Source organism: Pseudidiomarina homiensis, assembly GCF_003987225.1.
In the GTDB taxonomy this organism is placed as follows: domain Bacteria; phylum Pseudomonadota; class Gammaproteobacteria; order Enterobacterales; family Alteromonadaceae; genus Pseudidiomarina; species Pseudidiomarina homiensis.
This window is the reverse complement of the sequence record NZ_PIPX01000001.1, coordinates 976,085-995,641: the sequence shown is the minus strand read 5'-3', so window position 1 is coordinate 995,641 and position 19,557 is coordinate 976,085. Positions and strand designations below refer to the sequence as shown.

Sequence of the window (19,557 nt, the reverse complement as noted above, 5' to 3'; positions counted from 1 at the left end):
TTATGACTATGAAAATGTCGCGTCGAATGCAGGGCTTCACCTTTATTGAGGTGCTTACAGTACTAGCGATTATTGCGTTAGCAACTGTGGGGACATTGGTGGTTCGCGATTGGGCCGTTGGCAATGCGCGAGTGAGTGACGCCAAGAACCAAATTGTGACCATTCAGTCTGGCGTACAGCTTTGGCGTCCGCGCAATGGCGATTTTACTGGCATTAGTATGGCGTCGATGTCGGCGATTGCAGCGATTCCTGAAAGTTGGGGGGATGGCACCAGTATCAATCCATGGGGTGGAAGTATCAATGTTGACGCTGATGTATCGGATAGCAGTCGTTATGTTGTCACGGTGTCAGGCATTGGTCAGGACGGTGAAGGAGCGCGCCTCGCACGAGATTTCACCGAATACACCGTGGATAGCACATACAGTGCGGGTACTCTGACACTGCGCTTCCAAGGATAACCAAAAGGTGATAACGATGCAGTGTGGAACTGCGGTGCGACCAAGCCTAATGCGCGGATTTCTGCTTGCCGAGTGGGTTATTGCATTGGCGGTGCTAGGCAGCTTCGCATTGCTCGTTATCATTTTTGTACAACGTCAAGAGATTTACATCAACACGCAGCAAGAACGACGCCAAGAAGCGCGCATCAACATAATTGAGCGCAACACAGAATGGTTACGTAACGAGCATCGTTTGTTCATTGAGTTGCAGGAGGGCGACTAATGCAGAAGCGGCGGGGACTCATATTAATCGAGTTAGTGATTGCCTTAAGTTTACTTTCAGCGTTGCTGTTATTTAGTCAACATTGGCTCACGCAACAGAACAGAAACGCGCTGGCGGTGAATGATTTGCCAGTGGCACAGCAAATGCTAAAGGCCATTGAGTACTTCTGGTTACAGGAACGTCGTCCACCGACAAGTTTGAACGAACTGATTAGCAAAGGCTATATCGCCGCCGTTTGGCAACCGTGGCCAGGTGAATGGCGATTGCAACTGAGCGCCAATATGCTGCGTTTAGCCTTACCAGCGACCGATCTTGCCGTTGCCCAGCGTACAAGTGAGCAGGTTCCAGGAGCACACGTTAACTCCACTAATGAACTGACCCTGCATGTATTTGAGCCGGTTCAGCTGGCACTCCATAAGCGCTATTTGCATCGCACGGTCGACGTCACAGCACCAGAGTACAACCAAATGGAAGTTGACCTGAATATGAACGGACATGCACTTGATAATGCGGGCAACGTGATTGCTGAGCGGGTGGTCACAACCTCGGCACTCATAGATCAAGCAACATTTAATCAGGTACAGGCTGCAAGCGCGAGTGTCACTGACCTGCTAGCAAGCAATGCCACGCTTGGTAGTCATGATGTTGTGCTACTGGCGAATCGTGTGCAGCAATTGCATGAACAATGGCAGCTATGTTTGGCAAATGGTGGATGCCAGTGAGCTTGCCTACCACCAAGCAGAGGGGGCAAGCGCTGGTCGAAAGTTTAATCGTATTCCCGATTCTTCTCGTCACAACACTTTTAGTCACGCAGCTGTTATGGATTGCCTTGGCACATGCCACAGTGCAAACCGCAACCAACTACAGTGCACGTGCAGGCACCATCAACCATGGTCAGCGTGCTGTGATGGAGAGAACATTTATTGTTGGCATGGCGAGTCTTGTACCTCAGTGGTTCGTAGCATTACCGCCGTCGACAACTGAACGCTGGCAGGCACAATTGGCAGCAACTGCACGGCAATGGGCGCGTTTCCAGTGGGCTGGGAAATTACAAATTCTGCGGCCGACTGCTCAAGTTCTCCAGGAACATGCTGAGCAACGTTATGATCTTGCGTCGGAACAGTGGGTAAAGGAGTTAGCTGTTGATCATGCCAGTTTGCGTTTAGCAGAGGCGGCTGATGCTGAGCAATGGCAAGCTGAGCGGACGTTAGAAATTGAAGTGTGGTGGTGTTTGCGGTTGCAGGTACCGCTCGCAGCAGCGCTGCTTGCCGCACTGAAAAATGCGAATGCGTCAGCTGCGCAACAGTTTTGCCACTCACGCCAAATGCTTAGTGGGCAACCTCTTTGGGCGTTAGAGCATAAGGTTGCCTACCCGTTATTGAGTGGCTATCGTGTGCCTTAGTTAGTCTCGGCTCGCTGCGGTGAGTGCCAAGTATCACAGGCTTGTAGGGTATTTTGCATGAGCGTGGCAACGGTCATTGGGCCAACACCGCCAGGTACTGGTGTGATATAGCTTGCCCGCTCGGCTGCGGGGGCAAACTCGATATCGCCAACTAACTTACCATCACTTCCACGGTTAATACCGACATCAATGACTATCGCACCAGGCTTTACCCAAGCACCAGGAATAAAGTTTGGCTTGCCCACCGCGACCACCAGCACATCTGCGCGTTCAACATGGTGTTGCAGGTCTTTGGTGAAGCGATGACAGACGGTTGTGGTAGCGCCACCGAGCAAGAGTTCGAGGCTCATAGGTCGACCGACAATATTAGAAGCTCCTACGACAACCGCATGTAAACCATGCAAGTCGACACCAATCGAGTCGATAAGGGTGATGACGCCGCGCGGTGTACAGGGGCGCAACGCTGGATTACGTTGCGCTAAGCGCCCCATATTAAAGGGGTGAAAGCCGTCGACATCTTTAAAGGGGTTAATGCGTTCGAGCAGCTCTTGTGCATCAAGGCCTTCGGGGAGAGGGAGCTGTACCAAAATGCCATCGACAGTTGGATCATTGTTTAACTTATCAATCAGAGCGAGCAACTCGCTTTGTGTGGTCGAGGCGGGTAAGTCATACGATTTCGATGTGAACCCAACTTCGTCACAGGCGCGTCGCTTGCTGCCGACGTAAACCTCAGAGGCGGGATCTTCACCTACCAAAATGACCGCTAGACCTGGCGCGCGAAGTCCTTGTTGTACACGTTCAGCGACGCGTTGTTTAACTTGTTCACGAACCTGTTGGGCGACATGTTTGCCGTCGATAAGTTGCGCTGTCATTGGATTCCCCAAATAAATAGAATGTGAAGGTCAATTTGGTGGTGTATTTTTGCATGTTTCCGCTGCTGATTGTAGTTAAGATTAGGGATAATTCATGAAGGTACGTATAATTAAGCAGCGAATTGTTTTAAAAATCGTCAGTCAGTGAATTTGGGCAAAAAAATGTTTGACGCTGCCTAGCCGAGTGGGTATTATTCGCCCCCGTTGTCAGGCCGCGTCCTGCACGGGTTTACTTAGATGTCGGCGAGTAGCGCAGCTTGGTAGCGCACTTGGTTTGGGTCCAAGGGGTCGCTGGTTCGAATCCAGTCTCGCCGACCATTCTAAGCAAGCGTTAGTACCATGCGCCCGTAGCTCAGCTGGATAGAGCAACGGCCTTCTAAGCCGTCGGTCGCAGGTTCGAATCCTGCCGGGTGCGCCATTTTAGCCCTGGCATGACAAAGCACGTTGAAGTAAGTCAAAGTAAGTAGTGGTGGCTGTAGCTCAGTTGGTAGAGCCCCGGATTGTGATTCCGGTTGTCGTGGGTTCAAGTCCCATCAGCCACCCCATTTACGGCGAGTAGCGCAGCTTGGTAGCGCACTTGGTTTGGGTCCAAGGGGTCGCTGGTTCGAATCCAGTCTCGCCGACCATTATCTCCCTCTCAAAAAAATAAACCTTTCTGTTCCATATTTTAGCGCCCACTTAAGTTGAAATTCTGTCTGAACTAGCGCATATTGCTAAAGTTTCGTTAATAAAAATGACGAGTTCATTACGCATGACGACCGAATCAACTACAATAACAACACATTCGACCGCGCAGTTTGCGTATCTTATTTCGCAAATTAGTACCAGCCTGATCAACGCATCACCCGCTGAGTCTGCTCAACATATCGAGAATGCTCTTGCGGCATTAGGTAGCAACGATCGTAAGGATCGCTGTTACGTCTTCTTGTTTTCTAATGACTACAACGAGATGTCTAATACGCATGAGTGGGTTAATGACGGTATTACCGCCCACAAAGACGACCTGCAAGGCGTTCCGGCCTCGGCAATGCCGTGGTTCTTTCGCGAAATGAAGGCGAACGGCCTGATCTTGGTAAATGATACAGCACAGCTGCCTGATGAAGCGGGGGGGTTTAAGGCTGAATTGGTGCGCGAAAATATTCAGTCAATGATGGCGGTAGGCATGTATTTGGAGGGACGCCTCATTGGCTTTGTTGGTTGTGATCTTGTGCATCGACAGTGCGACTGGAGTGATGAAGATGTGCGGCAAATGCGCTTGGTGGCGGACATGATCACCAACACGTTGGCGCGCCACCGCACCGAAGCCCAGCTACAACAGATGGAAGCGGAATTGCGGGCAGCCAATACAAGGTTAGCGCAACTGGCACATGAAGATGGGCTGACCGAACTGAAAAATAGGCGCGGGCTCGATGCCGCATTAAGTAGCGAACTCAGCCGGTTACAGCGTAAACAGCAAGTCCTCACCGTGATGATGATTGACATTGACCACTTTAAGCAACTGAACGATCAACATGGGCACATGGTCGGTGATGCGGCGTTACGCTGTGTTGCGCAAGAGCTGAAGCACACCTTGCAGCGCAGTGGTGAAACGATTGGTCGCTTCGGCGGCGATGAATTTTTAGCGATTTGTCCATTGTTAACCGAGGCCGAAGCACAACAACGCGCAGAAACCTTACTGGCGCGCATTAGCTCCTGTGAGGGTGCAGCTCAATTGACCATAAGTGTCGGAATTTACACCTTTATTCCGACGGCCACGAGTACGCCTGATGATGTGATGCGGAAGGTTGATAACGCCGTGTACCGCGCGAAACATAATGGCCGTGATCGTTTCGAAATCGCGAGTTAGTGGCTAACTTCGACAAAAAGATAACCTGCACTACTCGACTCTCTCGCCTCCCTTCGCTATAATGCGGCGTCATTTTCAAGGGCCCCAATCGTGGTGGGCTCAAGGCCAATAGTGAAGCCGAGGTAAGAAAGCAATGCAGGTTTCTGTAGAGACAACCCAAGGATTAGAGCGCCGCGCCACCATTACTGTGCCAGCGGCAACCATCGACGAAAAAGTCAAAGAGCTGTTGAAGAACGAGTACCGTAACCGTCGCATTAACGGTTTCCGTAAAGGCAAGGTACCACCGAATGTATTGCAAAAATTATTCGGCAAAGAAGCTCGTGCTCGCGCTGCACAAGAACTGATGCAGAGCAAATATTTCGAAGCAATCATGCAGGAAAAAATGAATCCTGCAGGCCCTCCTTCCATCGAGCCTAAAATCAATGAAGAAGGTAAGGACCTTGAGTTCGTTGCAACCTTCGAAGTTTATCCAGAAGTTGAAGTACAAGGTTTGGATAAAATCGAAATCGAAAAGCCTGACGTGACCGTCACTGAAAAAGATGTCGACGATATGCTCGACACGTTGCGTAAGCAGCACGCGAGCTGGAAAGAAGTGAAGCGTAAGTCGAAGAAAGGTGAGCGTATCACGATCGATTTCACTGGTCGCATCGATGGCGAAGAATTTGATGGCGGCAAAGCGCAAGACTTCGCTTTAGAACTTGGTCAGGGTCGCATGATCCCAGGTTTCGAAGACGAAATTATCGGTATGAAAACTGGCGAAGAAAAGACCATTAAAGTCACCTTCCCAGAAGACTATCACGCTGAAAACCTGAAAGGGAAAGAAGCTGAATTCGATATCGTCGCTAAGAAAGTTGAAGAACAAGTTTTACCAGAAGTCGATGACGAATTTGTTGCGTTGTTTGGTGTGAAAGAGGGCGGCATTGACGCACTTAAAGCTGAAGTTCGTAAAAATATGGAACGCGAACTGAAGAACACCGTACAAAGCAAAGTGAAAGAGCAAGTATTGAAAGGCTTGGTTGAACACAATGACGTAGAAACACCGTCAGCGATGGTTAAGCAAGAGATTGACGTTTTGCGTCGTCAAGCGATGCAGCGTTTCGGTAATAACGCTCAACAAATGCCTGAGTTACCAGCTAACTTGTTTGAAGAACAAGCGAAAGAACGTGTAAAAATTGGCTTGTTGTTGGGTGAAGTTATTCGTGGCAATGACATTAAAGTCGACGATGCAAAAGTTGACGAAATCATCGCTAACAATGCGTCAGCTTACGAAGATCCAGAAGAAGTTGTGGCCTATTACAAAGGCAACCAGGAATTGATGCAACAAGTGCGCAATGTAGCACTTGAAGATCAAGCAATTGACTTCGTTCTTGGTAAAGCTAAAGTTTCGGCGAAAAAGACCAGCTTCGACGAGTTGATGAACCCGAAACAGAAGTAAGTTCGTTGATTCCGCGACCTAAGCGTTGACGGAATGACTCGCAACTTGGTTTAATGGCTCGTATAGTCTTATACGAGCCATTTTTTATTTTAGGAGTAGTTTCTATGTCGGAACTCGCGCACGATCCGCTCGCGCAGTTAGTCCCCATGGTAGTGGAGCAAACCGCTAAAGGGGAGCGTTCTTACGATATTTATTCGCGCCTGTTAAAAGAGAACGTCATTTTCTTATGTGGCCAAGTGGAAGATCACATGGCGAATCTGATTGTGGCGCAGTTGTTGTTCTTGGAGTCAGAAAATCCGGACAAAGACATCTATATTTATATTAACTCACCAGGCGGTGCGGTAACGGCGGGTATGGCTATTTACGACACCATGCGCTTTATTAAGAACGATGTAAGCACGGTATGTATGGGCCAAGCGGCGAGTATGGGCGCTTTCTTGTTGGCTGGCGGTACCAAAGGTAAACGTTACTGCTTACCGAACTCGCGCGTCATGATCCACCAGCCGCTGGGCGGGTTCCAAGGTCAAGCGTCTGATTTCGAGATCCATGCTCGCCAGATCCTTGATATTAAAGAACGCTTGAATCGCATGTTGGCAGAGAATACTGGGCGTGATTATGAGCAAATCGCGAAAGACACTGACCGTGATTACTTTATGTCGGCTGAAGAAGCAGTAAACTACGGTGTAGTTGATAAAGTATTGACGCAACGAGCTGGAGAGTAGCATGTCTGATAACACCCAAGGTAATGGCGAACAGCCGTTGTTTTGTACCTTTTGTGGGAAAAGTCAGCACGAGGTTCGCAAACTTATTGCCGGACCTTCGGTTTTTATTTGTGATGAGTGCGTAGAGCTCTGTAACGATATTCTTGAAGAAGAAATCAAGAACATTGCGCCGAGCGAAAGCTCTGATCGTTTGCCGACCCCACGCGAGATTCGTGATCATCTTGATGCTTATGTCATCGGTCAAGAATTTGCTAAACGCGTGCTTGCGGTAGCGGTTTATAACCATTACAAGCGCCTGCAAAACTCAGGAAAGGGTAAAGACGAAGTTGAACTTGGCAAAAGTAATATTTTGCTGATTGGCCCTACTGGTTCAGGTAAGACGTATTTAGCGGAAACCCTTGCGCGTTTCCTTGATGTTCCTTTCACCATGGCTGATGCCACCACCTTAACCGAAGCCGGTTATGTTGGTGAAGACGTCGAAAATATTATTCAAAAGTTGCTGCAGAAGTGCGATTACGATGCCGAAAAAGCCCAACGCGGTATTGTCTACATTGATGAAATCGACAAGATTTCACGTAAATCAGACAATCCATCGATTACTCGAGATGTTTCTGGTGAAGGCGTGCAACAGGCTTTATTGAAGCTGATTGAAGGTACCGTGGCGGCAGTTCCTCCGCAAGGTGGACGCAAGCACCCACAACAAGAATTTGTCCAGGTGGATACCTCAAAAATTCTGTTTATTTGCGGTGGTGCATTTGCTGGACTTGAAAAAGTCATCGAGCAACGCGTAAGCACGGGTACCGGTATCGGTTTCGGCGCCGAAGTGAAAAACAAAGCGGCTGAAAAGATGGCGAACCTGTTACAGCAAGTTGAGCCTGAAGATTTGGTTAAGTACGGCTTGATTCCAGAGTTTATTGGTCGTTTGCCCGTGTTAGCGACGTTAGAAGAGCTTGATGAAGATGCCTTAGTGCAGATTCTGCAAGAGCCGAAAAATGCGCTTACCAAGCAGTATGCAGCGCTGTTCGATATGGAAGGCGTGGAACTCGAGTTTCGTGATGATGCCTTGCGAGCGATTGCGCGTAAAGCTATGCAGCGTCGTACCGGCGCTCGTGGTCTCAGATCCATCGTTGAGGGCGTCTTGCTGGATACCATGTATGACCTGCCGTCGATCGATAATGTGGCGAAAGTGGTCATCGATGAATCGGTGGTTACCGGTGAGTCCAAACCGATTATGATTTACCATAACCAAGAACAAGAAAAGCATGCCTCAGGTGAATAAGCACCTTGATTAGCATGAAAAATGTGCAAAAAGGGCCTTTTAGGCCCTTTTTTTATGCCAAACATTGAACTTTATCTACATGGCCTCATATTAGAGAGTAAGATAAATTTATCGGACTTGAAGTTACCCATCTGGAGACAATTATGAGCGAAGCACGGGTTGAACACCTGAGTATTCCAGTTTTACCGTTGCGTGACGTCGTGGTGTACCCGCATATGGTCATCCCGCTGTTCGTCGGACGTGAAAAGTCGATTCGCTGTTTAGAAGCTGCGATGGAAAACAACAAACAGATTTTTCTGTCCGCACAACAGGACGCCAGTATTGATGAGCCGGAAGAGAAAGATATTCATCGGATCGGTACAGTAGCGAACATTTTACAACTCTTAAAGCTGCCTGATGGCACCGTCAAAGTTCTGGTTGAGGGCTCTCAACGGGCTGAGATCGACGAGTTTGAGGCGAGCGAGGACTTCTTCAAGGCGAAAGTTCACTACCTTGAGTCTGAGGCGATGTCGGATAAAGAAGAAGAGGTGATGATTCGCTCTGCGGTCAACCAGTTTGAAGGCTATGTGAAGCTGAACAAGAAGATTCCGCCGGAAGTCTTGACGTCGTTGTCAGGAATTGAAGAAGCTGATCGCTTGGCCGATACTATGGCTGCGCACATGCCGTTGAAGCTTAACGATAAGCAAAAGGTTCTGGAAATCACTGAAGTTCGCGAGCGGTTAGAGTTTTTAATGGCGCTGATGGAAGGCGAAATCGACTTGTTACAGGTTGAGAAGCGCATTCGTACGCGTGTGAAAAAGCAAATGGAGAAAAGCCAGCGCGAGTACTATTTGAATGAGCAAATGAAAGCTATTCAAAAAGAATTGGGCGAGATGGAAGATGGTCCAGATGAATTTGAGGCGCTGGAGCAGAAGATCCAAGATGCGAAAATGCCGGAAGAAGCTGAGCAGAAGACCCGCGCTGAACTGCAAAAATTGAAAATGATGTCGCCGATGTCCGCCGAAGCAACCGTGGTTCGTGGCTACATTGACTGGATGGTCTCGGTGCCATGGAAGAAGCGTTCGCGTATCAAGAAGGATCTAGCTAATGCCGAGAAGATTTTGGATGCCGACCATTACGGTTTAGAGAAAGTCAAAGAACGCATCCTTGAATATTTAGCGGTGCAACAGCGGACCACTAAGGTTCGAGGTGCAATTCTTTGCCTTGTCGGCCCTCCTGGGGTCGGTAAAACCTCATTAGGACAATCCATTGCTAAAGCAACGGGGCGCAAATACATTCGTATGGCGCTCGGCGGTGTGCGTGATGAAGCTGAAATTCGTGGTCACCGTCGTACCTATATTGGCTCGATGCCCGGCAAGTTAATTCAAAAAATGGCCAAGGTAGGTGTGCGTAACCCACTGTTTTTATTAGACGAAATCGACAAGATGGCGGCTGATATGCGTGGTGACCCTGCGTCGGCATTGCTTGAGGTTCTTGATCCCGAGCAGAACATCAATTTCAACGACCATTATTTGGAAGTTGATTATGATTTGTCCGACGTCATGTTTGTCGCAACCTCTAATAGTATGAATATTCCAGGTCCGTTACTCGACCGTATGGAAGTTATTCGCTTGGCCGGTTACACCGAAGACGAGAAGCTCAATATTGCAAAACGGCACCTACTGCCGAAGCAACTCGATCGTAACGGCTTAAAAGAAAAAGAGCTGACCATCAAAGATGACGCTATTTTGGGAATCATTCGCTACTACACGCGCGAAGCTGGGGTGCGAAACTTGGAACGAGAAATTTCTCGTTTATGCCGTAAGGCCGTGAAGAAAATCGTGCTTGATAAGCGTATCAAAAAGGTCGAAATCAACGCCGATAATCTTAAGGAATACCTAGGTGTACAGCGTTTTGATTATGGTAAAGCAGAAGAAAGTAATCAAATTGGCCAAGTCACCGGTTTGGCATGGACCGAGGTGGGTGGCGACTTGCTTACCATCGAAGCGACGAATGTTGCGGGTAAGGGCAAGATCACTTCAACCGGTTCACTCGGAGACGTCATGCAGGAGTCAATCCAAACCGCATTAACCGTGGTTCGCAGTCGTGCCGACATGCTTGGCATCGCCGATGATTTCCACGAAAAACGCGATATTCATGTGCATGTGCCGGAAGGGGCAACCCCGAAAGATGGTCCAAGTGCAGGTATTGCGATGGTGACCGCGTTGGTTTCATCATTAACGCAGATTCCAGTGCGTGCCGACGTTGCCATGACGGGAGAAATCACCTTGCGCGGCGAAGTGCTGGCCATTGGCGGCTTGAAAGAGAAGTTGTTGGCGGCTCATCGCGGCGGCATCAAGCATGTGCTGATTCCGAAAGATAATGAGCGCGACCTGCAAGAAATTAGCGATAACGTAAAAGGTGACCTCACGATTCAGCCAGTACAATGGATTGATGAGGTTTTGGCGGTCGCATTAGAGCGTCAACCTGAAGGTAAAAAAGCCCATTAAGACGGTAAAATGCGGGCTGTGAGGCCGCAACATGGCTACAGCCCGCATTCTTTCGTCAAAAAAATTGTGAAAAAGGGTTCTCAATCGAAAATCTTGTGGTAGCCTAGAGTCAAAGTGAATGGTCAGGGGAAACCTTAAACACCGCCTGACGTGGCACTTGAACGACAGGGAAACGTAAAAGTAGTCGGAGACCTGTTGAACCGCTTGAACAGAATGTTCAAGCTTGTTATAACCTTCGCTGGCCCATTTAAAAGCTAATGGAACCAAGCAAAATCTGATAATAACAATCTAAGGGGATGATACTGTGAACAAGTCTCAGTTAGTTGACAAAATTGCAGAGGGAGCAGAAATTTCAAAAGCTGCTGCAGGTCGAGCTCTGGACTCTTTTATTGAAGCAGTAACTGATGCTTTGAAAAAGGGTGATTCAGTACAATTGGTAGGTTTCGGTACCTTCGCAGTTCGTGAGCGTTCAGCTCGCACTGGCCGTAACCCACAAACTGGCCAGACGATTCAAATCGCTGCAGCAAAAGTACCTTCTTTCAAAGCCGGTAAAGCACTGAAAGACTCAGTAAACTAATCTCTGCGGAGCGGTAGTTCAGCTGGTTAGAATACCGGCCTGTCACGCCGGGGGTCGCGGGTTCGAATCCCGTCCGTTCCGCCAGCGAATAGAGAAAGTAACCCGAAGCCTGTCTTCGGGTTATTTTTTTTCTGCGTAATGGGATAGAATAACGCGCGGAAAAAATCAGAACACTTTGAGGTTAAGAGACGATTATGTTGGAGAGGATTCGTGAAGGGTCACAAAGCCTTTGGGTCAAGGTATTTCTTGTACTCATTGCGTTAACGTTTGCTTTGGCTGGGATTGGTGGCTACATCGCTAATCAGCCTGAGCCTTCGGTCGCATTAGTGAATGGCGAGGAAATTACCCAAGCAGAGTTTGACCGAGCGGTCGAAAATGAGCGAGCCCGTCAGCAGCAGCAAATGGGCGACTTCTACGACCAGATGGCGCGTGATCCGCGCTTTACCCAGCAACTTCGTACGCGAGTTGTGAATGACTTGGTGAATCAAAAATTATTAGAGCAAGCCGCGAAAGGCCAAGGATTGCGTGTTTCAGCTGCCCAAGTTAAGGCGGCGATTCGTGATATTTCGAGCTTTAAAGTTGCTGGCCAGTTCGACAACGACTTGTACCTAACGACATTGCGCAGCTTAGGTTACACTCCCGACGGATTTGCCCAAGTGGTACGCCGCGACTTGGTGACCCAGCAGTTGGTGCAAGGGATCGTTTCTAGTGAGTTTGTATTGCCCAGCGAGGTTGATGCAACGCAGCAGTTGATCGGGCAGACTCGCAGCGGTAAGTATACGGAAATTGCGCTGGCGGATTATCTTGCGCAGGTCGAGGTCGATGAGGCAGCAGTAGAGGCATGGTACAACGATAATATTCAGCAGTTCGCAGTACCGGAAAAAGTGAAGCTGGCCTATGTGCTCGTTGATGCCGGTAGCATTGCTGAAGAAATCGAAATCGCGGACGAAGAGGTGCAAGCCTACTATGAAGGTAATATGAGCCAGTATTCAACTGCGCCTCAGTACCGCTTCTCGCACATTTTGATTGAGTCTGGTGAAGACGCTGCAGCGGCAAAAGCTGAAGCAGAAGCAATCTTGGCTGATTTAGAAGCCGGTGCCGACTTCGCTGAACTCGCACAAGAAAAGTCGGATGACGTATTCTCAGGTGAGCAGGGCGGTGATTTAGACTTTATCGAGAAAGGCACTATGGATGCTGATTTCGAAGAAGCTGCGTTTGCGCTGGAGAATGTTGGCGATACGACTGGTGTAGTGGAAACGAGTTTTGGTTATCACATTATCAAACTGACGGATATCAAAGAAGGCTCGGTAACGCCACTTGAGGAAGTTCGTGCAGAAATCATCGCTGATTTGCAAGACGACCGCGTTAAGCAGCGTTACTACGAACTACAGCAACAAGTGTCTGAGTTGACCTTTGAGATCCCAGATACCTTCGCGCCAGTTACCGAGGATCTTGGCTTACAAGTGCAAGAAACTGAGTTCTTTAGTCGCAATAGTGCTCCGGCACCTTTGGACTCGCCGGCGGTTCTGGAACCTGTATTTAATGGTCAATTGATCCGCGAGCAACTGAACAGCGAACTCATTGAAGTGAGTGACACTGAGTCGGTAGTTGTACGCGTATTAGGTCATGAGCCTGCCTCAACCCAAAGCCTTGATGAAGTTCGTGCACAAGTCACTGAGCAGGTTCGTCGTGAACGGGCGCAAGTGATGGCAGAAGAGCGTGCGGCAGAAGTTGTTGCGCAATTGCAGGCGGACGAAGCAACAGGAATTGACTTTGTCGCTTTAGATAATGTGTCTCGCCAAGCGGCCGCACATCCACGAGCTGTGGTGCAGAAGTTATTTAATTTGCGTGCTCCAGCAGCAGGTGCGGTTACTGTTGATACGGCAAACTTAAGTAGTGGCAACGTTGCCGTTGTTGCGCTTACCGGCGTGCAAGCTGGCACTGTCGACGAAGCTCAGTCTGCACAATTGCAGGACCAGCTCGTTAACAGTTACATGCAGGAAAGCTATCAAGCTGTGGTGAGTGCGCTGCGTGCTGATGCTGAGATTGAAATCCTGCTCAACAAGGCTGACGAGACGCAAAACTAGTCGGCTAACGAAGCGCTCTGGAATTCAAAAACGCATCCCTAGGGATGCGTTTTTTTATGGGTACATCGGTAAAGAGTGGTTATTGGGGATAAAGCGGTGGCAATTCTGAAGGTTGCCCGCGCTGGCGTTCTTTATGCGCCTGTAAAGCACCCTGTAAGGCTCGCCATAGCGCTTTTCCTTCTTGCCAATCATGTTGCCCTGCTGAAAACCGCGAGCTCTGCAGATGCTCAAGTTGGCTGCGCAATGGCGTGTGGTCAAAGTAGTCAGCCAGCGCATTGAGTTGTCCAGAAAGTTTCAACTGCGCCCGCATCCACGTTTTGAGGGCAACCTCCACGGCCATTGCGTCGTTTGCATTACAGGCGCGTTGCACAGCGCGAAGATCTGCGCGGGCGTTGCCCTCTCTTGCCGATGACGTAGCATCTTCCTGATGGGCCGTACCGGTGTTGTGCTGACGTGCACGAAGAAACCAGAACAGTAGGGTTAACAGCCATAGTGCTGCGAGCGCTCCTGCCGCATACTGCCAATAGCGTAACTCGCGTTGACTTGTTGCTGTGGGCGAAGTCACCGTTTCGGTGTTAGCTTTCGCTTCATCTGCACTTGGCGCTGAAGGTTCTGGCGTTTGTTGGGCAGCAGTGGGTTGCACATCGCGACCATCGCTAACACCGGGTGCTACCAAAATGCTTTGTCCTGGCGCAGCTGCTTGCTGCCGTCCACGTAGTTGGGTATTGAACCAGGGCAGCTCTAGGCTGGGGATTTCGAGTGTGCCAGCGCTGTGTGGAATAATCGCAACCCGTAAGGTCTGTTGCGATACTAAACGACCATTGCGCTGATTCATGGCTGATTCGGGGGCTTCTGGATAAATACTGGCGTCGCCAATGGGCAGCTGGCGAACCAGTTCGTCCAAACGTGGTAATTGGTCGGCAAGTGGGCCAACCGCAGTCAGGCGATAGGTGAGCGTAAGCGGCTCTCCCTGAGTGATTTGCAATTGCTCATCTTCCGGTTGCGTGCTGCCCTCGTTTCCGACCGACACCGATAAGGTAACGAGCTCGGCTGGCAACCATGTGTGTTGCTTTGGCCAATCTTGCGGAATCGGCTTCACCGTTAGCGGCAGGTCAGTCGCCGCTGTGGTCACCGCGCGCGTCGAAGAAAAGCTTGGAAACAACGTTCGGTTGCTGGCGACGTTGATTTGCCCCTGAAAGACTGGGCCGCGAATTTCTTGGGCACCAGAACGTTGCGGGATTACCACAAAACTACGCTGGAAAACCTGAAACATGCGTCCGTCGATGACTTCAGTGCTGTCTTCGTCACGACCAACTTGGCGAATGTCCGCATCTTCTAGCTCTGGTGGAATGATATTTCCGCTATGCAAGTTCGCTGCAAGGTAAAGCTTGGTCGTTAATACGACCTGCTCTTGCACATAAACTTCGTCGCGATCAAGTTCCACCCGCATGAAAGCGTCACGCTGCTCACTAAGCGCTGGGTCGTCCGCTGGGAGAACTTGCAACGTGAGCTGATTAGACGTTGCGCCGGCAACAGTGAAAGGGCCGAGTTCATAATCACCAGGTTGTTGCGGCGCCTTGGCCACTGTCCGAAATGTTTTTTCGCGCGTGGTTGCGCCATTGATGATTTGGGTGGTGCTGCTACTTGAAGTACCCATGACGTCGAAATCTGGGAGCAGTTCAGCTGGCCGCCATTCTTGGTCCTCAATAAACTGATCGACAGTGAGCGTTAGGATAAAAGTATCACCGCTGGCAACCGGATTTTTATCGACACTCATAACGACTGTTTTAGGTGAATTTGTTTGCGCATTAGTCGCCGAACCAGCGAAACCAAACGCGAGCATCAATGCGCTTATAAAGGCTAAGTGACGTACTGTTTTTACCACTGTTTATCGACTCCTTGGGGCAGACGCTCGCGACCTCGGCGGCGTGCTTCAAGCTCCATTTTTCGTTGTAGCAAGATAGCTGGGTCATCTTCGATGCGATTAAGCCAGTTTTCCATTTGTTGGCGTTGCTCTTCACTGAGTTGATCGGCGCTCGGCATCGCTTGGGGATCGGCCGCTTCGCCTTCAGCTTCAGTTGAGTTTGATTCTGTGCCAGCTTCTTGTGGTTGCGGTGGTGCTTCGGCTTGTGGCTCGGCACCTTGTTCTTGTTGTTGCGCTTCACCTTCAGTGCCGCTTTGCTCCGCGGGTTGTTGCTCGCTTTGTGCGTCGCTGCGCTGTTCGCCTTGTTGTTGACCTTCTTGTTGCTGTTGGCCTTCGCCTTGTCCTTGTTGCTGTTGCTCCTGCTCTTGTTGTGCGGCAGCTAACTGCTTCGCCAAAGCAAGGTTTTCCTGGGCTTCCGTCAATGCGGGATCACGTTCAAGCGCCTCTTGATAGACATTTGCTGCTTCGTCGAAGCGCTCAAGTTGCATCAAGGCATTCCCTTGATTGTAGTAGCCTTGCGCGTTATCGACTTGGGAAAAGTCTTGCAAGGCCTGTTCATAATTGCCTTGCGCGTAGTTGGCCGTGCCACGTTGCCACGGATCTTCAGCAATGCGCTTGGCCCTTTCATAGTCCTCGGCCCGTAATGCCTGATCGGTCTGTTGATAGGGGGTTTGCCAAAGTTGTTCATGCCATGCAAGGCCTTGGTCGTTGCTGGTCGCTTGCGCGTGAGCGCTGGGTGGCGTAAACAACGCAAGATGACCAAGTAGCAAAACCAGCGCAAAATGAAACGCATTGCGTCGCACGAGCGGTAGTACCAAGAGCACGGCTAAGCCAATGAGCCAAGGACCTTGGTCGACCCAAGCATCACCGCGCTGGTCCTCGCTTTCGCTGCCTTCGCGATTGAGTGGTGGCATGCTGCTGAGAAATTCTAGGTCTTGTTGATCTTGTCGCCATGCGCTAAAGCGACCGTTGCTAAGCTCTGCTAAGCGTTCTAAACGGCTGGCTAACATTTTCGGCACCACTACATCGCCCGCCGCATCGCGTAGTAAATTGCCGTTGGCTAATTGAATCGGTGCTCCTTGTTCGGTGCCTAAACCAAGAATCGCAATACGGTGTGGATGGTTACGCACAAAGGTTGTTAGTTCTTGTTGATCGCGTGTATCGATACCGTCGGTGAACCAATAAATATCGCCTTCGGCATAGCCAGCTTCGCGCAACAGACGATCAGCGAGCTCTAACGCGGCGAGCGGGTAACTGCCTTGCACGGGCATGAGTTCGGGGCGCAGGGCGCGAATCAAGTTACTCAGACTTCGAGAATCTGTAGTCAACGGACTGATCACATAAGCATCACCAGCATAAGCAATAAGCCCAGTTTCACCATCGAGCTGTTCGTTGGCGAGTGCCATTGCCTTGAAACGCATCTGGGTGAGGCGGTTTGGTGCAATATCGGTGGCCAACATGGACTGTGAAACATCAAGTACGATGACTTGCCCAGCGTCCAACTGGAAGACGGGTTGCGGCTTTTTCTGCCAAGTAGGCCCTGCTAGACCTAAGACCAGACTACTTAAAGCGAGCGGCAACAGCCAACCGACCATCGAGCTGCGCTGACGGTTCTTATCGGCAACCAGCAAAGTTGATAAATGCGGTGCAACCACTTGATACCACCCCTGTTGTTGTTTACTCCGGCGCCAAAGTACTAAGGCGACCCATAGCACAACACAAAAGCCGAGCAGCCACCATGGTCGAACGAAATGGAATAGCTCTAAATTCATTCTGCTGACCTCCGCCGCTGTTGGCGTAGTTGCCCCACTAGCCAACTCAATGCGAAGAGTGCAAAAGCGAGACCGGCAGGCCAGTAATACAGTTCGGTCTGTGGTCGACGTAATTGCTCATCACCGCTGACGGGCTCGTATTGATCTAATGTTTGATAGATTTGCTGTAGCTCTTCGGTGCTGCGCGCGCGAAAATACTCACCACCGGTCGCTTGGGCTAGTCCTTGCAGCATTGCCTCGTCAAGATCCCGACTTGGATTGACTTTACGCTGGCCAAAGAAACTATCAACAATCACTTCTTCAGCACCCACGCCGATGGCATAAATCTTAACACCATAGTAGCTGGCGAGTTGCTGTGCTTGCTCTGGTGAGACGTAGCCAGCGGTGTTCTGGCCATCGGTCAACAAGATGAGAATTTTATTGCTTTCTTCGTTGTCACGAAAACGTTTCACCGCCAGTGCAACTGCGTCACCGATAGCCGTACGTTCGCCGATCAAGCGCAGCTGAGCTTCTTCGAGTAATTGTTTCACACTAGCTAAATCGTAGGTGATTGGTGCTTGCACATAGGCGGTATCGGCAAACAGAATAAGCCCCATCTTGTCGCCTTTTCGCCGTTCGACAAAGTCACTGACAACATGCTTGACCATGCTAAGGCGATTCACTTCTTCACCATTGATTTTCATGTCAGCGATTTCCATACTCCCCGATAAATCGACAGCTAACACCATCTCGCGGGCCTCACTGCGGATCTGTACCGGTTCGCCAAGCCATTGTGGACGACATAATGCAGCAATGAGTAAGCTCCACAACATAAAGAGTATGACGCTACGCAACAACGAACGTGGTTGTCTTGACGCGCTCTCATTAAGTTGCAGTAGCTGTGGTACGCGTAAGGTTGAGAAGTGCTGTTGTTGTGGCCGACGCAGCCACCACAGTGCAGGTCCCAACAGCCAAGCGAAAGCCAGCCAAGGCCAAGCAAACTCAATCATGCATGCGCCTCCGTTGTGCTTTACTCGGTGGTAGCGCAAGCTTTAACCAAGCCTTAGTAAATTCATAGTAACGTTGCTGCAATTCTGCTTGTTCGGCAAGCGGGCGGTAACTCGCTTGCTCAACTTCGACGAGAAGGTCGTAGTAGCGCGCCGCGTTGCATTCGCTCAGCTGTTGCAGCAAGAAGTCGCGCCACTGGCGACCACTGAGTTGGGCAATATGCTTGCGCGGATAATAACCCATACATGCTTGTTTTATGCGTAAGTTGAGCTCATTAAGCGCTAACCCCGGTTGCAGTTGGCGCAAGGCTGCGCGTCTGATGCGGCGTCGCCGAATCGCACGCACGATGGTTAGGGTTAGCAGCAGCGTAAGGCTCACTGCCGTGATTGCCACCACATACCAACCCGGCGCTAACGGCCACCAAGATGCTGCAGGCGCGGCGATAATAGGATTGAGTTCACTCAATGCGGGATTGGTCATTACAACATCACCTCCGGCCATTGCTCCTCGAGAGCACGTGCTGCGCTAAATTGGTGTAACTCGAGTTGTAGCTGCTGTAGATGTGACCAAAGTTGCTGCTGTTGTTGCGCGCTCTGCGCGGTGTAGCTTGCGCGTAGAGTCCTATCACCCGCTGGAAACTCGAGTTGGCGTTGACCATTACTCAACGCAATGTCTTGTTGTGCGAGAGACTCAGGGAATTGATGCTCGAGCGGGTCACTGCACTGTAACACTTGCAGACTGCAATGGCGTTGCAGTGCTTGTAACAGCGTAAAGGTGGTCTCGGAGAACTGCTGCCAGTCGCTGATGATGTGAATAATCGTTCCGGGTTTAGCGACCTGCTGGGCGCGTTGGAGCAAGTCATCTAAGGTTGCAGTTGAGCCATCCGCTGGCGCCTGCTGCCACGCTGCTAAGCTTTCATTTTGCAGTTCTACGAGGCTATGAATAATGCGCAAGACGCCATGTTGGCGTCCCTGTGGGCGAATCTCTACGTGGCGCTGTGGGTGCCCGAGCAGGGCACCGACGCGATCGCCACGTTGGACAGCAAGCCACGCCATTGCAGCAGTGATGTGACAGGCAAGGACACTCTTTAACAACAACTGACTACCGAAGTGCTGTGAGGGAGATAGATCCACGATAAACATTACCGGACGTTCACGTTCTTCACGGTAAAGTTTAGTGTGAGGGGTGCCGGTTCGCGCTGTAACGCGCCAATCGATGGCGCGCACATCATCACCCGCTTGATAATGCCGGACTTCGTCAAACTCCATACCTCGGCCCCTTGTTTTACTGAGCAAGGCCCCAGTTTGTGCCTTCGGCGGATGTAGTTTGCGATGCCGTGCGAAGGCACCGACTTTGCTACGGTAGTACATTAATTCAGCACTACCGACGTGCATGCCATCGCTGTGCCATTGTTGCAGCCATTCGCTTGCGTTGGTCATAATCAC

General features: G+C 50.3%; 17 protein-coding genes and 5 tRNA genes. 16 read left to right on the top strand and 6 right to left on the bottom strand.

What is annotated here, in order from left to right:
• The first annotated feature begins 2 nt into the window (after positions 1–2).
• The 4 genes from CWI70_RS04860 to CWI70_RS04845 are packed head-to-tail and all read left to right on the top strand — an operon-like array spanning position 3 to position 2,122.
• On the top strand, positions 3–458 hold the full coding sequence (locus tag CWI70_RS04860; RefSeq protein ID WP_241967821.1) for a type II secretion system protein: 456 nt from the start codon (positions 3–5) through the stop codon (positions 456–458).
• Between the two features lie 16 nt (positions 459–474).
• Positions 475–720, top strand: a complete 246-nt coding sequence (locus tag CWI70_RS04855; RefSeq protein ID WP_126771042.1) for a hypothetical protein — start codon at positions 475–477, stop codon at positions 718–720.
• Positions 720–1,442 carry a hypothetical protein gene (locus CWI70_RS04850; RefSeq protein ID WP_126771040.1) on the top strand — a complete coding sequence of 241 codons (723 nt, stop codon included), beginning with the start codon at positions 720–722 and terminating at the stop codon, positions 1,440–1,442. The genes CWI70_RS04855 and CWI70_RS04850 overlap by 1 nt, the downstream gene beginning before the upstream one ends.
• Positions 1,406–2,122 (top strand): TadE/TadG family type IV pilus assembly protein, encoded by a 717-nt coding sequence (locus tag CWI70_RS04845; RefSeq protein WP_126771038.1) that lies wholly within the window; start codon positions 1,406–1,408, stop codon positions 2,120–2,122. Before CWI70_RS04850 ends, CWI70_RS04845 begins: the two co-directional genes overlap by 37 nt.
• Here the strand turns inward: CWI70_RS04845 and folD are convergent.
• Positions 2,119–2,994 carry a bifunctional methylenetetrahydrofolate dehydrogenase/methenyltetrahydrofolate cyclohydrolase FolD gene (gene folD / locus CWI70_RS04840; RefSeq protein WP_126771036.1) on the bottom strand — a complete coding sequence of 292 codons (876 nt, stop codon included), beginning with the start codon at positions 2,992–2,994 and terminating at the stop codon, positions 2,119–2,121. The genes CWI70_RS04845 and folD overlap by 4 nt on opposite strands.
• 241 nt (positions 2,995–3,235) lie before the next feature.
• On the opposite strand from folD, the gene CWI70_RS04835 reads away from it, so the two are divergent.
• From CWI70_RS04835 to CWI70_RS04780, 12 genes are all read left to right on the top strand, one after another.
• Positions 3,236–3,312, top strand: a tRNA-Pro gene (locus tag CWI70_RS04835).
• 23 nt (positions 3,313–3,335) lie between these two features.
• Positions 3,336–3,412, top strand: a tRNA-Arg gene (locus CWI70_RS04830).
• Between the two features lie 51 nt (positions 3,413–3,463).
• Positions 3,464–3,539: transfer RNA gene (locus tag CWI70_RS04825), tRNA-His, on the top strand.
• 4 nt (positions 3,540–3,543) lie between these two features.
• Positions 3,544–3,620 (top strand) — tRNA-Pro (locus CWI70_RS04820).
• A 125-nt stretch (positions 3,621–3,745) separates the two neighbouring features.
• A complete protein-coding gene (locus CWI70_RS04815) occupies positions 3,746–4,840 on the top strand; it encodes a GGDEF domain-containing protein (RefSeq protein ID WP_157980865.1) in 1,095 nt (364 codons plus the stop codon).
• 133 nt (positions 4,841–4,973) lie between these two features.
• Positions 4,974–6,275 carry a trigger factor gene (tig, locus tag CWI70_RS04810; RefSeq protein WP_126771033.1) on the top strand — a complete coding sequence of 434 codons (1,302 nt, stop codon included), beginning with the start codon at positions 4,974–4,976 and terminating at the stop codon, positions 6,273–6,275.
• Between the two features lie 104 nt (positions 6,276–6,379).
• Positions 6,380–6,997, top strand: coding sequence for an ATP-dependent Clp endopeptidase proteolytic subunit ClpP (clpP, locus tag CWI70_RS04805; protein ID WP_126771032.1), 618 nt, complete (start codon positions 6,380–6,382; stop codon positions 6,995–6,997).
• Position 6,998: 1 nt separating this feature from the next.
• A complete protein-coding gene (gene clpX / locus CWI70_RS04800; protein WP_126771031.1) occupies positions 6,999–8,276 on the top strand; it encodes an ATP-dependent protease ATP-binding subunit ClpX in 1,278 nt (425 codons plus the stop codon).
• A gap of 143 nt (positions 8,277–8,419) precedes the next feature.
• The gene (gene lon / locus CWI70_RS04795; protein ID WP_126771030.1) at positions 8,420–10,765 is read left to right on the top strand and encodes an endopeptidase La; all 2,346 of its coding nucleotides are present in this window, start codon (positions 8,420–8,422) and stop codon (positions 10,763–10,765) included.
• 304 nt (positions 10,766–11,069) lie between these two features.
• Complete coding sequence (gene hupB, locus CWI70_RS04790; protein ID WP_034732659.1) at positions 11,070–11,342, top strand: nucleoid-associated protein HU-beta; 273 nt, start codon at positions 11,070–11,072, stop codon at positions 11,340–11,342.
• A 7-nt stretch (positions 11,343–11,349) separates the two neighbouring features.
• A tRNA-Asp gene (locus tag CWI70_RS04785) sits at positions 11,350–11,426 on the top strand.
• A 110-nt stretch (positions 11,427–11,536) separates the two neighbouring features.
• Positions 11,537–13,429, top strand: a complete 1,893-nt coding sequence (locus CWI70_RS04780; protein WP_126771029.1) for a SurA N-terminal domain-containing protein — start codon at positions 11,537–11,539, stop codon at positions 13,427–13,429.
• 79 nt (positions 13,430–13,508) lie between these two features.
• Here CWI70_RS04780 and CWI70_RS04775 read toward each other — a convergent pair whose 3' ends face one another.
• From CWI70_RS04775 to CWI70_RS04755, 5 genes are read right to left on the bottom strand one after another with little or no spacing between them, the layout of a single operon-like run.
• A complete protein-coding gene (locus tag CWI70_RS04775; RefSeq protein WP_126771028.1) occupies positions 13,509–15,314 on the bottom strand; it encodes a BatD family protein in 1,806 nt (601 codons plus the stop codon).
• Entirely contained in the window at positions 15,308–17,125 is a 1,818-nt protein-coding gene (locus CWI70_RS04770) for a VWA domain-containing protein (protein WP_126771027.1), read from the bottom strand. The genes CWI70_RS04775 and CWI70_RS04770 overlap by 7 nt, the downstream gene beginning before the upstream one ends.
• Positions 17,122–18,114: a vWA domain-containing protein gene (locus CWI70_RS04765; protein ID WP_126771026.1), complete on the bottom strand. Its 993-nt coding sequence runs from the start codon at positions 18,112–18,114 to the stop codon at positions 17,122–17,124. The genes CWI70_RS04770 and CWI70_RS04765 overlap by 4 nt, the downstream gene beginning before the upstream one ends.
• Positions 18,107–18,592, bottom strand: a complete 486-nt coding sequence (locus tag CWI70_RS04760) for a DUF4381 domain-containing protein (protein WP_157980864.1) — start codon at positions 18,590–18,592, stop codon at positions 18,107–18,109. Before CWI70_RS04760 ends, CWI70_RS04765 begins: the two co-directional genes overlap by 8 nt.
• Positions 18,592–19,551, bottom strand: coding sequence for a DUF58 domain-containing protein (locus CWI70_RS04755; RefSeq protein ID WP_126771024.1), 960 nt, complete (start codon positions 19,549–19,551; stop codon positions 18,592–18,594). Before CWI70_RS04755 ends, CWI70_RS04760 begins: the two co-directional genes overlap by 1 nt.
• Between the last annotated feature and the right edge of the window lie 6 nt (positions 19,552–19,557).